General features: G+C 65.1%; 16 protein-coding genes. 1 reads left to right on the forward strand and 15 read right to left on the reverse strand.

The window, feature by feature from the left end:
• Window positions 1-134: 134 nt before the first annotated feature.
• From sucD to sdhC, 10 genes are all read right to left on the reverse strand, one after another.
• Entirely contained in the window at window positions 135-1037 is a 903-nt protein-coding gene (sucD, locus tag ACIIOY_RS19865; RefSeq protein ID WP_411036410.1) for a succinate--CoA ligase subunit alpha, read from the reverse strand.
• Between the two features lie 5 nt (window positions 1038-1042).
• Window positions 1043-2239 carry an ADP-forming succinate--CoA ligase subunit beta gene (sucC, locus tag ACIIOY_RS19870; protein WP_411036411.1) on the reverse strand — a complete coding sequence of 399 codons (1197 nt, stop codon included), beginning with the start codon at window positions 2237-2239 and terminating at the stop codon, window positions 1043-1045.
• Window positions 2240-2266: 27 nt separating this feature from the next.
• Entirely contained in the window at window positions 2267-3229 is a 963-nt protein-coding gene (mdh, locus tag ACIIOY_RS19875; RefSeq protein ID WP_411036412.1) for a malate dehydrogenase, read from the reverse strand.
• A gap of 165 nt (window positions 3230-3394) precedes the next feature.
• Window positions 3395-4588, reverse strand: coding sequence for a cell division protein ZapE (zapE, locus tag ACIIOY_RS19880; protein ID WP_411036413.1), 1194 nt, complete (start codon window positions 4586-4588; stop codon window positions 3395-3397).
• A 38-nt stretch (window positions 4589-4626) separates the two neighbouring features.
• On the reverse strand, window positions 4627-5172 hold the full coding sequence (locus ACIIOY_RS19885; RefSeq protein ID WP_411036414.1) for a protease inhibitor Inh/omp19 family protein: 546 nt from the start codon (window positions 5170-5172) through the stop codon (window positions 4627-4629).
• A gap of 143 nt (window positions 5173-5315) precedes the next feature.
• Window positions 5316-6095, reverse strand: coding sequence for a succinate dehydrogenase iron-sulfur subunit (locus tag ACIIOY_RS19890; protein WP_411036415.1), 780 nt, complete (start codon window positions 6093-6095; stop codon window positions 5316-5318).
• A complete protein-coding gene (locus tag ACIIOY_RS19895) occupies window positions 6095-6409 on the reverse strand; it encodes a virulence factor (RefSeq protein ID WP_411036416.1) in 315 nt (104 codons plus the stop codon). The genes ACIIOY_RS19890 and ACIIOY_RS19895 overlap by 1 nt, the downstream gene beginning before the upstream one ends.
• Window positions 6410-6486: 77 nt before the next feature.
• Entirely contained in the window at window positions 6487-8328 is a 1842-nt protein-coding gene (gene sdhA / locus ACIIOY_RS19900; protein WP_411036417.1) for a succinate dehydrogenase flavoprotein subunit, read from the reverse strand.
• A gap of 6 nt (window positions 8329-8334) precedes the next feature.
• Entirely contained in the window at window positions 8335-8715 is a 381-nt protein-coding gene (gene sdhD, locus ACIIOY_RS19905; protein WP_411036418.1) for a succinate dehydrogenase, hydrophobic membrane anchor protein, read from the reverse strand.
• Between the two features lie 10 nt (window positions 8716-8725).
• The gene (sdhC, locus tag ACIIOY_RS19910; RefSeq protein WP_411036419.1) at window positions 8726-9118 is read right to left on the reverse strand and encodes a succinate dehydrogenase, cytochrome b556 subunit; all 393 of its coding nucleotides are present in this window, start codon (window positions 9116-9118) and stop codon (window positions 8726-8728) included.
• 301 nt (window positions 9119-9419) lie between these two features.
• Between sdhC and ACIIOY_RS19915 the strand changes: the two genes are divergently transcribed.
• Window positions 9420-9851, forward strand: a complete 432-nt coding sequence (locus tag ACIIOY_RS19915; RefSeq protein WP_411036420.1) for a hypothetical protein — start codon at window positions 9420-9422, stop codon at window positions 9849-9851.
• Here the strand turns inward: ACIIOY_RS19915 and ACIIOY_RS19920 are convergent.
• The 5 genes from ACIIOY_RS19920 to tsaD all read right to left on the reverse strand — a co-directional run bounded on the left by ACIIOY_RS19920 (window position 9832) and on the right by tsaD (window position 13416).
• Window positions 9832-10488, reverse strand: coding sequence for a class I SAM-dependent methyltransferase (locus ACIIOY_RS19920; protein WP_411036421.1), 657 nt, complete (start codon window positions 10486-10488; stop codon window positions 9832-9834). The two genes, ACIIOY_RS19915 and ACIIOY_RS19920, sit on opposite strands and share 20 nt — an antisense overlap.
• An 86-nt stretch (window positions 10489-10574) precedes the next feature.
• Complete coding sequence (locus ACIIOY_RS19925; protein ID WP_411036422.1) at window positions 10575-11006, reverse strand: EVE domain-containing protein; 432 nt, start codon at window positions 11004-11006, stop codon at window positions 10575-10577.
• A gap of 3 nt (window positions 11007-11009) precedes the next feature.
• Window positions 11010-11303, reverse strand: coding sequence for a YciI-like protein (locus ACIIOY_RS19930; RefSeq protein ID WP_411036423.1), 294 nt, complete (start codon window positions 11301-11303; stop codon window positions 11010-11012).
• A 35-nt stretch (window positions 11304-11338) separates the two neighbouring features.
• Complete coding sequence (locus ACIIOY_RS19935) at window positions 11339-12325, reverse strand: NAD(P)H-dependent glycerol-3-phosphate dehydrogenase (RefSeq protein WP_411036424.1); 987 nt, start codon at window positions 12323-12325, stop codon at window positions 11339-11341.
• Window positions 12322-13416, reverse strand: a complete 1095-nt coding sequence (tsaD, locus tag ACIIOY_RS19940; RefSeq protein WP_411036425.1) for a tRNA (adenosine(37)-N6)-threonylcarbamoyltransferase complex transferase subunit TsaD — start codon at window positions 13414-13416, stop codon at window positions 12322-12324. The genes ACIIOY_RS19935 and tsaD overlap by 4 nt, the downstream gene beginning before the upstream one ends.
• Between the last annotated feature and the right edge of the window lie 72 nt (window positions 13417-13488).

Below are 13488 nucleotides of genomic sequence, written 5' to 3' on the forward strand. Positions count from 1 at the left end.
GGGCGTGGAGCCCGCCTCCCGAACGATCGTGTTGACCGGGCTTTCCCCGGCTTGCCGCCCGGCGAGGCCTGCCGCATCGCCGGGAAGAGACGGATCGGCCGGCATTTTCAGCCGGCCCATCCCGTTTTCGTCTGTCAGCCCTTGAGGACTTCCACCAGCGTCTTGCCGAGGCGTGCCGGCGAGGGGGAAACGCGGATGCCCGCCGATTCCATCGCGGCGATCTTGTCTTCCGCGCCGCCCTTGCCGCCGGAGATGACCGCACCGGCGTGGCCCATGGTGCGGCCGGGAGGCGCCGTGCGGCCGGCGATGAAGCCGACCATCGGCTTGCTTCGGCCGCGCCTGGCCTCGTCCTTCAGGAACTGCGCCGCGTCCTCCTCGGCCGAGCCGCCGATCTCGCCGATCATGATGATCGACTTGGTCTCGTCGTCGGCGAGGAACATTTCGAGGATGTCGATGAACTCGGTGCCCTTGACCGGGTCGCCGCCGATGCCGACGGCGGTCGTCTGGCCGAGGCCCTCGTTGGAGGTCTGGAAGACCGCCTCGTAGGTCAGCGTTCCGGAGCGCGAGAGAACCCCGACGGAACCCTTCTTGAAGATGTTGCCCGGCATGATGCCGATCTTGCATTCCCCGGGCGTCAGCACGCCCGGGCAGTTCGGGCCGATGAGGCGCGAGGAGGATTTGTCGAGGCGCGCCTTGACCTTCACCATGTCGGCGACCGGAATGCCTTCCGTGATGCAGACGATGAGCGGGATTTCCGCTTCGATGGCCTCGATGATCGCCGCCGCGGCGCCTGCCGGCGGAACGTAGATGACCGAGGCGTTCGCGCCGGTCGCTTCTTTGCCCTCGGCGACGGTCGCGAAGATCGGCAGGGTCTCGCCCTTCGAGCCGGTCCAGTTCGTGCCGCCCTTCGAGGGGTGGATGCCGCCGACCATCTTGGTGCCGTGGTAGGCGAGCGCCTGCTCGGTGTGGAAGGTGCCGGTCTTGCCGGTCAGGCCCTGGACGAGGACCTTGGTGTCTTTGTTGACGAGAATGGACATCGCTATCAGGCTCCCTTCACCGCTGCGACGATCTTCTGGGCGGCATCGTCGAGGTCATCTGCCGAGATGACGTTGAGGCCCGATTCGTTGATGATCTTCTTGCCGAGTTCGACATTGGTGCCTTCGAGGCGCACGACGAGCGGCACCTTGAGGCCGACTTCCTTGACGGCCGCGAGCACGCCTTCGGCGATGACGTCGCACTTCATGATGCCGCCGAAGATGTTGACGAGGATGCCCTTCACCGCCGGGTCGGCCGTGATGATCTTGAAGGCGGCCGTCACCTTCTCCTTGCTCGCGCCGCCGCCGACGTCGAGGAAGTTGGCGGGCTCGGCCCCGTAGAGCTTGATGATGTCCATGGTCGCCATGGCAAGGCCGGCGCCGTTGACCATACAGCCGATGTTGCCCTCGAGCGCGACATAGGCGAGGTCGTACTTGGAGGCTTCGATTTCCTTCTCGTCCTCCTCGGTCGTGTCGCGCAGCGCGACGATGTCCTCGTGGCGGAACAGCGCATTGCCGTCGAAGGAGACCTTGGCGTCGAGGACGCGCACGCGGCCGTTCTTCATGACGATCAGCGGGTTCACTTCCAGAAGGCTCATGTCCTTCTCGACGAAGGCCTTGTAGAGGATCGGGAAGAGCTTTTCCGCATCCGCCTTAGCCTCGCCTTCGAGCTTGAGGGCTTGCGTCAGAGTCTTGAGGTTTTCGGCCGTGACGCCGGCTTCCGGGTCGATCGCGACGGTCACGATCTTCTCCGGCGTGTCGTGCGCGACGGTCTCGATGTCCATGCCGCCTTCCGTCGAGACGACGAAGGCGACCTGGCCGACGGCGCGGTCGACGAGGATCGAGAGATAGAGCTCGCGCTCGATGTCGGCGCCGTCCTCGATGTAGAGGCGGTTCACCTGCTTTCCGGCGGGGCCGGTCTGCTTGGTGACGAGCGTGTTGCCGAGCATCTCCTTCGCGTTGGCGACGACTTCCTCGACGCTCTTGGCAAGGCGCACGCCGCCCTTGGCCTCGGCGGGCAGCTCCTTGAACTTGCCCTTGCCGCGGCCGCCGGCATGGATCTGGCTCTTGACCACATAGAGCGGGCCGGGGAGCTTCTTCGCGGCCGCTTCCGCCTCGTCGGCGGAGAAGATGGCGACGCCCTCGGCGACCGGCGCGCCGAAGCTCTTGAGCAGAGCCTTGGCCTGATATTCATGAATGTTCATGGGAAAGATCCTGTGTGGATACCGGGATTACTTCAGCGCGGGGGCGATGTTGATGCAGGCTTCGCAGAGCCCGGCAACGGCGCCGACCGACTTGTCGAAGGCTTCCTGCTCGGCCTTGTTGAGGTCGATCTCGACGATGCGCTCGACGCCGCCGGCGCCAATGACGACCGGGACGCCGACATACATGTCCTTCACGCCGTACTGGCCGGAGAGATAGGCCGCGCAGGGCAGGACGCGCTTCTTGTCCTTGAGGTAGGACTCGGCCATCTCGATCGCGGAAGCGGCCGGTGCGTAGTAGGCCGAGCCGGTCTTCAGGAGGCCGACGATCTCGGCGCCGCCGTCACGGGTGCGCTGGATGATCTCCTCCAGGCGCTCCTTGGTGACCCAGCCCATCTTGACGAGGTCGGTCAGCGGGATGCCGGCGACCGTGGAATAGCGGGCGAGCGGCACCATCGTGTCGCCATGGCCGCCGAGGACGAAGGCGGTGACGTCCTGCACGGAGACCTTGAATTCTTCGGAGAGGAAGAGGCGGAAGCGGGCCGAGTCCAGGACGCCGGCCATGCCGACGACCATGTTCTTCGGCAGGCCGGAGAACTTCTGCAGCGCCCAGACCATCGCGTCGAGCGGATTGGTGATGCAGATGACGAAGGCGTTCGGAGCGTACTTCTTGATGCCGGCGCCGACCTGTTCCATGACCTTGAGGTTGATGCCGAGCAGATCGTCGCGGCTCATGCCGGGCTTGCGGGCGACACCGGCGGTGACAATGCACACATCGGCGCCTTCGATCGCGGCATAATCGCTGGCACCGGTCAGCGAGGCGTTGAAGCCCTCGACCGGCGAGGACTGGGCGATGTCGAGGCCCTTGCCCTGGGGAATGCCGTCGGCAATGTCGAAGAGGACGATGTCGCCCAGTTCCTTCAGGCCGGCCAGATGCGCCAGCGTGCCACCGATCATTCCAGAACCAATAAGTGCGATCTTCTTGCGGGCCATGAAAGCTTCCTCTTGCTCCGATCAACGGTCCCCCATGTCGCAATTGCGGGACCTTTCGGCGCAAGGGCTTACGCTTCCCAGGTTAAAAATTCAACACATACTTTCGGACCGAAGTATTTCAATCGGTTAGATACAAAAATTCTTACGTAAACGTAAGAACTTCCGTCACGCTTCCGTCACTTTGGCGCCATATCTGGCCTTGTGATCGGCCAGATACTCCGTGCTGCGGATCTCGATGAGCCGCGAGACGGTGCGGTCGAACTCGAAGCCCTCGGTGCCCTTGCGGGTGACCAGCAGCTTCTGCGGCGCCGCCGCGGCGGAGGCGAAAAGGCGCACCCGGTGATCGTAGATCGTGTCGACGAGATTGATGAAGCGCTTCGTCTCGTTGCGCTTGTCCGCGCCGAGGAAGGGGATGTGGTCGACGAATAGCGTATCGTAATGCGCCAGGATTTCCAGGTAATCGGCAGCCCCCAGCGGCCGCTCGCAGAGATCGGCGAAGGAAAAGCGCGCGGCGCGTCCCGCCGCCTGAGGCACGGCGATCGTGCGCCCGCGGAAGGAAATCGTCTGCGCGCCGGCGGCCTTTCCCGCCGTCTCCCGCCGCCAGGCCGCGTCCATCGCCATGTCGGCCTCCTCCCCGAGCGGATGGCGGAAGACCGGCAGGCCGCTGTCCTTCTCCATGCGGTAATCCGTCAGCGAGTCGAGCGGCACGATCTCGACGTAGCGTTTCAGCAGGTCGACGAAAGGCAGGAAGAGGCTGCGGTTGAGGCCGTCCTTGTAGAGATTGTCAGGCTCGACGTTGGACGTCGCCACGAGAATGCAGCCGCGCTGGAACAGCTCGCCGAAAAGGCGCGACAGGATCATCGCATCGGCGATGTCCGTGACCGAAAACTCGTCGAAGCAGAGAAGCCGGGCTTCCTCGATGAGGCTTGCGGCCACCGGCGGGACGGGATCCGCCTGCCGCGTCTCGCCGGCCTTCAGCTTCTGCCGGTGCTTGTGGATGCGCTCGTGCACATCGGCCATGAACTCGTGGAAATGCGCCCGGCGCTTGCGCTTGACGGGCGCCAGCTCGAAGAACATGTCCATGAGCATGGTCTTGCCGCGCCCGACGCCGCCGTAAATGTAAAGGCCCTTCGGCGCACTGGCCGTCTCGGGCTTGCGGGAGGCGAAGAGCCAGCCGAGCGCGCTCGACTTGCGCGCCGGGCGCTGGGCATGCACCTCGCCGAGCAGGCGGTCGAAGCGCTCCGCCATCTTCCTCTGGGCCGGGTCGGGTTTCAGCTCGCCGGTCGAGACGAGGGCCTCCAGCCTATCCGAAACGCCATGTTCCGGATGTGTCGAGACCCTGTCCCAGTCCTTGCCCATGGGCGGCGATCATCCGTGTCGGTTTCGGAAGGAAGGGATCAGCGCGAGAGGCTGACGGGCTGGCCGGAATTGGTCGAGCCGTCGAAGCGGGTATCGGCCGTCTTGTAGAGACGGGCGATCGGATTGCCGCCGCGATCCTTCAGGATGACCTGCTTTCCGGCGACTTCCCAGGAGCCCATCGTCGTCAGCTCGCCGGCGCAGCCGCGCGTGCCGCCGCGCGAACCGCTGCCGAGATTGGTAAGCGTCAGGAACATGTCGCAGGAGGAAGGGCCGTTCGCGACGCGCCAGTTGCCGACCATGGATTCCTTCTTGACGTCGAGCGCGTTCGCCGCGGCTGCCGCGTCGCCCGTGCCGCCTCCGGTGCCCGTCGCCATCGCCGTGTCGGTGGTCGGCTTTTCCGGGAACTGGTTGCTGGTGTCCGTCGTCGGGTCGGGAAGCTGGCTGGAGGAGACGGTACCGATCGGCTGGGCTTCGAGTGGGGTGATGTTCTGCTGCGTATTGACGCCGCCCATCGGCGAGGTCCGCTGGCAGCCGGCCAGAGCAAGCGCCATCATCAGCCCGCCTGCCACATGTACAATCCGCATGTCGATACTCCCGATGTCTGCCCGATACTGCTGCCGTGCAGCAATTCACGCCGAATTAACGTGAATCGCCCGCACGAATCAAGATGAAACGGCCCGATTTGCCGGGCCGCCTTCTCACGTTTCGTGAACGGCGATTATGTAGGTCAGAGGCGGCGCTCGACCAGCATCTTCTTGATTTCGCCGATCGCCTTGGCCGGATTGAGGCCCTTCGGGCAGGCCTGGGCGCAGTTCATGATCGTGTGGCAGCGATAGAGGCGGAAGGGATCTTCGAGATTGTCGAGGCGCTCGCCCTTGGCCTCGTCACGGCTGTCGATCAGCCAGCGATAGGCCTGGAGGAGGACGGCCGGCCCGAGATAGCGGTCGCCATTCCACCAGTAGCTCGGACAGGAGGTCGAGCAGCAGGCGCACAGGATGCATTCGTAGAGGCCGTCGAGCTTCAGGCGGTCCTCGTGGCTCTGCTTCCATTCCTTGGCCGGCGTCGGCGAGACGGTCTTCAGCCACGGCTCGATGGAGCGGTGCTGGGCGTAGAAGTTGGTGAGGTCCGGCACGAGGTCCTTGACCACCGGCATGTGCGGCAGGGGATAGACCTTCACCGCGCCCTTGATCTCGTCCATGCCCTTGGTGCAGGCGAGCGTGTTGGTGCCGTCGATGTTCATGGCGCAGGAGCCGCAGATGCCCTCGCGGCAGGAGCGGCGCAGCGTCAGCGTCGGGTCGATCTTATTCTTGATGTAGAGCAGCGCGTCGAGCACCATCGGGCCGCAATCGTCGACGTCGATATAGAACGTGTCGATCGAGGGGTTCTTTCCGTCATCCGGGTTCCACCGGTAGATGCGGAACTCGCGGGTGTTGGCGGCGCCTTCCGGCTTCGGCCAGACCTTGCCTTCGGTGATCTGCGAATTCTTCGGGAGAGCGAGTTCAACCATTATCGGCCCATGCCTTTTGCCATAAGTGCCAACTCGATCGCCGGCGTCAGATCATTGTTGTCTTCAATTCGTAGCATGCGGATATCCGTAACCGACGGTGCGAACCAATCGTATTCAAGTGTGAGGCGTTGAACAGCGATCTGGCATTTCACGCTATCGATCGTCTCGTCGCCGAAATAGACGCTGCCTTGCTGGCGATCAAAGCCTTGCCCGCGAAGGAATTTGGCGATGTCGTTATAAGCATTCTGCCATGATTGATTGTGGTAGCTCTTCTTCAGAGTGTCGGTATCCAGATCGAAGGTGATCGCGTACATGGATCTCGGTAACCTTCTATTGTGTCCAATCATGTTCATGGCGATTTCCTTTCCCCGCCATTATCTCATGACTCTGCCTAATAGACACGCGCCTTGGGTTCGATCTTCTTGGGATCGATCCCGTCCGCGATGAGGTCGGTGTGTACCGGGCGGTAGTCGAGCTTGACGTCGCCCGCCTCGTTCACCCAGGCGAGCGTGTGCTTGCGCCAGTTGACGTCGTCGCGCCCGCCGAGCGGGCCGGACGCGTAGTCCTCGCGGGCATGCGAACCGCGGCTCTCCTTGCGGGCCTCCGCGCCGTAGACGGTGGTGATGGCGTTGGCCATCAGGTTCTCCAGCTCCAACGTCTCGACGAGGTCGGAGTTCCAGATCATCGAGCGGTCGGTGACCTTGATGTCCGGCAGCTCCTTCCAGATCGCCGTCATGCGGCGGCAGCCGCTTTCCAGCGATTCCTGCGTGCGGAACACGGCGGCATCCTCCTGCATGGTGCGCTGCATCTTGTCGCGCAGCACCGCGGTCGGCGTGCCGCCGTTGGCGTGGCGCAGGCGGTCGAAGCGGTCCATGATCTTGTCGCAGGCGGCAATGTCGAGCGAAGGAACCGGCTCGTTGCGGTCGATCACGTGGCCGGCGCGGATGGCGGCGGCGCGGCCGAAGACCACGAGGTCGATCAGCGAGTTGGAGCCGAGGCGGTTTGCGCCGTGCACCGAGGCGCAGCCGGCTTCGCCCACCGCCATGAGGCCGGGCGCGATGCGCTCCGGGTTCTCGCCGTCCGCGTTCAGCACCTCGCCCCAGTAGTTGGTCGGAATGCCGCCCATGTTGTAGTGCACCGTCGGCAGGACCGGGATCGGCTCGCGCGTCACGTCGACGCCGGCGAAGATCTTGGCGCTCTCGGAAATGCCCGGCAGGCGCTCGTGCAGCACCGCCGGATCGAGGTGGTCGAGGTGCAGGTAGATATGGTCCTTGTTCTTGCCGACGCCGCGGCCCTCGCGGATCTCCAGCGTCATGCAGCGCGAGACGACGTCGCGCGAGGCGAGGTCCTTGGCGGATGGCGCATAGCGCTCCATGAAGCGCTCGCCTTCGGAATTGACGAGATAGCCGCCCTCGCCGCGCGCGCCCTCGGTGATGAGGCAGCCCGCGCCGTAGATACCGGTCGGGTGGAACTGCACGAACTCCATGTCCTGCAAGGGCAGGCCGGCACGCGCGATCATGCCGCCGCCGTCGCCCGTGCAGGTATGCGCCGAGGTGGCGGAGAAATAGGCGCGGCCGTAGCCGCCGGTCGCCAGCACCACCATCTTGGCGGCAAAGCGGTGGATCGTGCCGTCGTCGAGGTTCCAGGCAACCACGCCGGTGCAGCGGCCATCGGCGGTCATGATCAGGTCGAGCGCGAAATATTCGATGAAGAACTCCGCGTTGTTCCTCAGCGACTGGCCGTAGAGCGTGTGCAGGATCGCATGGCCGGTGCGGTCGGCGGCGGCACAGGTGCGCTGCACCGGCGGGCCCTCGCCGTAGTTCTGCATGTGGCCGCCGAACGGGCGCTGGTAGATCTTGCCTTCCTCGTTGCGCGAGAACGGGACGCCGTAGTGTTCCAGCTCGTAGACCGCCTTCGGCGCTTCCATGGCGAGGTACTGCATGGCATCGACGTCGCCGAGCCAGTCGGAACCCTTGACGGTGTCGTAAAGATGCCACTGCCAGCAGTCCGGCGTCATGTTGCGCAGCGAGGCGGCGATGCCGCCCTGGGCGGCGACCGTGTGCGAGCGGGTCGGGAAGACCTTGGTGATGCAGGCCGTCTTGAGGCCCTGTTCTGCCATGCCGAGCGTCGCGCGCAGGCCCGCGCCGCCGGCGCCGACGACGATCACGTCGAAGGAGTGGTCCACGTAGGTATAGGCCTTGCCGTTGGCCGCCGGGGAGGAGATCGCTGCCATGATGGATTATCCTGCGAAAGCGATTTTGAGGACGGCGAAAAGACAGAGGCCGCCGACCAGGATCGCGAAGAAGGTATTGAGCATGAGGAGCGCGATCTTCACGCCTTCCGCGTGCACGTAGTCCTCGATGATGACCTGCATGCCGAGCTTCATGTGGATGAGGCCGGAGACGACGACAAGGCCCATGAGGACGGCGACGACCGGATTCGACAGCGCCGCCGTCACCTCCGCATAGGACGCGCCGTTGTAGCAGATGAGGAAGCCGACGAAGAAAAGCAGGAGCGGAACGTTGGAAACCGCCGTCAGGCGCTGGCGCCAGAAATGCTCCGTGCCGTCCTTTGCCGAACCGAGGCCGCGAACCTTGCCGAGGGGCGTGCGCATGTCCATGGGGCTCTCCTCAGCGCGCCAGATAGCCGGCGATCCAGATCAGCACCGTCAGGGCGACGGAGACGACCGGGGTCCAGATGGCCAGTTTGGTGGAAAAATGCTTCTCGTAGCCGTGGCCCATGTCCCACATGAAGTGGCGCAGGCCTCCGAGCATGTGATGCATGAGCGCCCAGGTATAGCCGAAGAGGATGAGGCGGCCGACCAGCGTGCCGAAGAACCAGGTGACCCAGTCGAAATAGGCCTCGCCCGACGCAGCCGCGATCAGCCACCAGGCGACGAGAACGGTGCCGAAATAGAGTGCACCGCCGGTTATGCGATGCACAATGGACATCACCATCGTCGGAATCGGCTTGTAGACCTGGAGATGCGGCGAGAGCGGCCGGCTTCGAGTGACATTCGCCATCTGAACCTCACGGAACCCCGGAGAGCCAAAATCTGGACAAATTTTCTCCGGAATTGCAGTATGTTGTGCACAATGCAGTCATTGCGACGTTTAATCACCGGAAAGCGGAACCACAAGCCTCATTGCAGTGCAAAATGAATTTAATCGATTAGACGTCATGCTCAAATTTGCGCCGTTTCGAAACGCCCCGCCGCCGTTAACCAAGAGCACGAAATTCATAACCAAATCCGTGACTTTTGCCCGCGCCTGACCCATCTTGCCGTTAACGATCTATTAAGCGTGATCCGGAAGGCAGGACAGAATGACTCTGTTATCAGCGCTCCGTGCGACCAAAGTCTTAGGGCTTGCGGTCGTGCTTGCCGCAGGCGGCATGACGGCCGCCGACGCCCGTGACGGGTGGCACTCCCGCCATCATGGCCACCATTCCCGGTTCAAGAAGCTGCCGGCCTTCGAGCAGAAAGGCCATGGCGGCCGCCTGCGCACCGAGCTTCGCTACGGAAGCGATCGCGAGCTTCGGCATGGAAGCCGCAGTTTCTACGGCGGCGCGATTGCAGCCTATCGCGGCTATGGTGACGGCGGCACCTATTTTTATGTCGAAGACGACAGCGCGATCGATTGGTACGACCCTCCGGCAGGCCGCCGCAAAGGCGGGCCGAAGGTCATCACGGTAACGCCGGGCGGGAACGGCTGCTCATGGGAAGCCGGCGTCTGCGTCATCCGGCCGGGCCGGTAAACCGCCAGACGGTCGTCCTCTTGACCTCGCTGTCCTCCAGCGCCCGCGTCACCGGCACCGTATAGGTCGCGAGCGCCTCCATGTGCTCGCGCGGGCAATAGGCGCGGCCGGGATCGCCGACGAGCACCGCCGCGCCGCGCGCAGCCAGCGACGAAAACCACGGGATGAGCGCCTCGGAAAAATCGCGATCGTAGAAGACGTCGCCGGCGAGCACCACGTCCCAGCCCTCGTCGCGGCCGACGAGGTTTTCAGCCGTATGGCCGATCTCGACCCCGTTGAGCGCGGCATTCAGCCGGATCGCCGTCCCGCTCCAGGGATCGATGTCCGCCGCCAATACCGAGGCGGCGCCGGACAGGCGCGCCGCGATGCCGACGAGGCCCGAACCGCTGGCAAAGTCGAGCACGCTTTTTCCGGCAACCAGCGCCGGGTGATCCAGCACGTGGCGGGCGAGCCCCTGGCCGCCCGCCCAGGCAAAGGCCCAGAAGGGCGGCGGCAGGCCGATTTCCTCCAGCTCCTCCTCGGTCTTCAACCACAGCTCGTGCGCCTCGGTGGCGAGCCTCAGCTTCACCTCCGGGACATGCGGCGGCGCCAGCACGTCTGTATTGGCGCGGATGAAGACTTCGGGATCCGTTTTCACCGGAGTGGCGTTCCGAAAATTGCGCACGATCTTTCAGGAAGACCGGCGCGAGAACAATAACGGGGCATCGGCCGGATGCTCCGGGATCAGCGCGGCGGCTTGTCGAGCCCGCCCATGCGGCAGACCTCTATCCATTCCTCCTCCGTCACCGGCTGCACCGACAGGCGCATGGAGGTGACGAGCGACATGTTGGATAGCTTCGGATTGGCCTTGATCTCCTTCAGCGAGACCGGCCGGGGCATGTCGCGCACCGCGCGGATATCGACGCAATCCCATCGCGGGTCATCGCCGGCCGTCGAATCGGGATGCGACAGCGCGCAGACCTCGGTGATGCCGACGATCTCCAGCCCCTCGTTGGAATGGTAGAAGAAGCCCTTGTCGCCGATCTTCATGGCGCGCATGTTGTTGCGCGCCTGGTAGTTGCGCACGCCGTCCCATTCCTCGCCGGCCTCGCCCTTCGACTTGAGCTTTTCCCAGGAGAACTTGAAGGGTTCGGACTTGTAGAGCCAATATGCCATGGATCAGGCCTCCGGGTTGTTGAAGACCCAGTTCCAGGCCTTCACCTCGACGTCGGCGAAAAGCCCCGCCTTGGCATAGGGATCGTCCTGCGCCATCTGCCGCGCCTCTTCGATCGTTGCGGCCTTGACCACGACGAGGCTGCCGGTCGGCTTGCCGTCATCCCCGAGGAAGGGGCCGGCGAAGGCGAGCTTGCCGTCCGCGTTGAGCGCGTTCAGGTAGGCGAGATGGTCGGGACGCGTATCGAGGCGCACCTGGAGCGCGCCGGGCTTGTCCTTGCAGATGAATGCGAAATGCATGGAGCGGTCTCTCTCAGTTGGTTATGGCCGTTCTGTCATTCCTGGGTGATCGGGCGCGTCATGAGCTGCCCGATGGCGGTCTTCACGTCGAGCGTGCCGTCGATGATACGCGCGACCGCGTCGGTGATCGGCATGTCGATGCCCTTCTCCTCCGCGACGCCGGAGGCGACCGAGGCCGCGAAGGCGCCTTCCACCAGGTCGCCGGACCAGCCGGCCGCAGTGCCGTGCCGGCCGAGCGCGATGCCGAAACGCAGGTTGCGCGACTGGTGGCTCGTACCGGTCAGGACGAGATCGCCAAGACCGGAAAGCCCCGTCACCGTGATGCCCTCCCCGCCATGGGCCGCGACGAAGCGCGAGAGCTCCGCCAGGCCCCGCGAAATCAGCGCCGCCCGCGCCGAATCGCCGAGCTGCGCACCCTCGATGATGCCGCAGGCGATCGCCAGCACATTCTTGAGCGCACCGCCGAGCTGAACGCCGATGCGATCCGTCGAGGGGTAGAGCCGGAAGGTCGGCCCCGAAAGGGCCTGCGCCAGCATCGCGCCGATCTCCGCCGTCCGCGCGGCGACCACCATCGCCGTCGGCAGACCCTTCGCGATGTCGGCGGCAAAGCCGGGGCCGGAGAGCACCGCGATCTCGCGGCCGGGCAACTCCTCTTCCAGCACGTCCGTCAAGAGCCGGCCGGTGCCCTTCTCCATGCCCTTGGCGCAGATGACGACCGCCGTTCCAGGATGGAGAAGGGGCGCGAGCGTGCGCGCCGCCTCGCGCTGCGCCTGCGAGGGCATCGCGAAAAGCACGATGCCGGCGCCGCGCATCGCCTCGGCATCGGCGCTGTAGGAAAGCGTTTGCGGCAGGTCGATGCCCGGCAGAACCTTGTCGTTGCGCCGCGACGAACGCATGGCCTCGACCGCCTCGGCATTGCGGCCGATCAATGTGACGTCGCCGCCGCGCGCGGCGGCCACGCTTGCCAGCGCCGTTCCGAACGCGCCCGCGCCGACGACGGCGATCTTCGGTGCAGTCGTCATGCCTTGGCCCCCCGCTTGCCGGATCCGAGCACCGTCGCCGCCTCGCGGTCCAGCGGCCAGCGCGAGCGCGGCGCGACAGCCAGGTCATCCGGCGCGAAACCGGCCGCCATGCGTTCCAGCCCCGCCCAGGCGATCATCGAGGCATTGTCCGTGCAGAGCGAAAGCGGCGGCGCGACGAAGCGGAATCCGTGCCTGTCGCAGAGCGCCTGCAGCGTCGAACGCAGCTCCGCATTCGCCGCCACGCCGCCGGCGACGACCAGCGCCGGCCTTTCGACGTCGGGGCGGAGCGCGCGGAACCGCTCCAGCCCGCGGCCGATGCGGTCCTTCAGCGTCCGCGACACGGCGCGCTGGAAGGAGGCGCAGATATCGGCGATGTCCTGGTCCGTCACCGGCTCGAGCGACTGCGCCGCCTGGCGCACCGCCGTCTTGAGGCCGGAGAACGAAAAGTCGAGCCGCGCCTCGCCGACGAGCGGGCGCGGGAAGGTGAAGCGCTCCGGATCGCCCCCTTTCGCCATGCGTTCGACCGCCGGCCCGCCGGGATAGGCAAGGCCGAGCAGCTTGGCCGTCTTGTCGAAGGCCTCGCCGAGCGCGTCGTCGATGGTCGTGCCCCAGCGTTCGTAGTCGTCGACGCCGCGCACCAGCACGAGCTGGGTATGGCCGCCCGAGACCAGCAGCATGAGATAGGGGAAAGACAGCCCATCCGTCAGCCGCGCGGTCAGCGCATGGCCTTCCAGATGGTTGACGGCATAGAGCGGCTTACCCGTCGCCCGCGCGATCGCCTTGCCGGTCATCAGCCCGACGATGAGCCCGCCGATCAGCCCCGGGCCGCTCGTCGCGGCGATGGCATCGACATCGTCAAGGGACCGTCCGGCGCGCAAAAGTGCCTCGGAAATCAGGCTATCCAGCGCCTCCACGTGAGCGCGCGCCGCGATCTCCGGCACCACGCCGCCATAGGCGCTGTGCTCTTCGAGCTGGCTCAGCACCACCTCGCCGAGGATTTCGCCCCTGCCGTCGGCATGCCGTGCGACAACGGAAGCTGCCGTCTCGTCGCAGCTCGTTTCGATGCCGAGGATGGTGAGAATGGACGACATGAAGCACTAGGATCGATTGCGGGCGGCTCTAAAGCCGGTTACGAGACATCCCGGTAACAATGGATCAAGGCG

It is taken from the genome of Shinella agrisoli (assembly GCF_046557955.1).
Lineage (GTDB): Bacteria > Pseudomonadota > Alphaproteobacteria > Rhizobiales > Rhizobiaceae > Shinella.

What these genes read in the sequence shown, in the direction of transcription:
- ACIIOY_RS19885 (WP_411036414.1), bottom strand. Translation starts at nt 5,172, where the DNA reads ATGCGGATTGTACATGTGGCAGGCGGGCTGATGATGGCGCTTGCTCTG.
- tsaD (WP_411036425.1), bottom strand. Translation starts at nt 13,416, where the DNA reads ATGTCGTCCATTCTCACCATCCTCGGCATCGAAACGAGCTGCGACGAG.
- sdhD (WP_411036418.1), bottom strand. Translation starts at nt 8,715, where the DNA reads ATGGACATGCGCACGCCCCTCGGCAAGGTTCGCGGCCTCGGTTCGGCA.
- ACIIOY_RS19935 (WP_411036424.1), bottom strand. Translation starts at nt 12,325, where the DNA reads ATGACGACTGCACCGAAGATCGCCGTCGTCGGCGCGGGCGCGTTCGGA.
- mdh (WP_411036412.1), bottom strand. Translation starts at nt 3,229, where the DNA reads ATGGCCCGCAAGAAGATCGCACTTATTGGTTCTGGAATGATCGGTGGC.
- sdhA (WP_411036417.1), bottom strand. Translation starts at nt 8,328, where the DNA reads ATGGCAGCGATCTCCTCCCCGGCGGCCAACGGCAAGGCCTATACCTAC.
- zapE (WP_411036413.1), bottom strand. Translation starts at nt 4,588, where the DNA reads ATGGGCAAGGACTGGGACAGGGTCTCGACACATCCGGAACATGGCGTT.
- ACIIOY_RS19915 (WP_411036420.1), top strand. Translation starts at nt 9,420, where the DNA reads ATGACTCTGTTATCAGCGCTCCGTGCGACCAAAGTCTTAGGGCTTGCG.
- ACIIOY_RS19895 (WP_411036416.1), bottom strand. Translation starts at nt 6,409, where the DNA reads ATGTACGCGATCACCTTCGATCTGGATACCGACACTCTGAAGAAGAGC.
- ACIIOY_RS19930 (WP_411036423.1), bottom strand. Translation starts at nt 11,303, where the DNA reads ATGCATTTCGCATTCATCTGCAAGGACAAGCCCGGCGCGCTCCAGGTG.
- sdhC (WP_411036419.1), bottom strand. Translation starts at nt 9,118, where the DNA reads ATGGCGAATGTCACTCGAAGCCGGCCGCTCTCGCCGCATCTCCAGGTC.
- sucC (WP_411036411.1), bottom strand. Translation starts at nt 2,239, where the DNA reads ATGAACATTCATGAATATCAGGCCAAGGCTCTGCTCAAGAGCTTCGGC.
- sucD (WP_411036410.1), bottom strand. Translation starts at nt 1,037, where the DNA reads ATGTCCATTCTCGTCAACAAAGACACCAAGGTCCTCGTCCAGGGCCTG.
- ACIIOY_RS19925 (WP_411036422.1), bottom strand. Translation starts at nt 11,006, where the DNA reads ATGGCATATTGGCTCTACAAGTCCGAACCCTTCAAGTTCTCCTGGGAA.
- ACIIOY_RS19890 (WP_411036415.1), bottom strand. Translation starts at nt 6,095, where the DNA reads ATGGTTGAACTCGCTCTCCCGAAGAATTCGCAGATCACCGAAGGCAAG.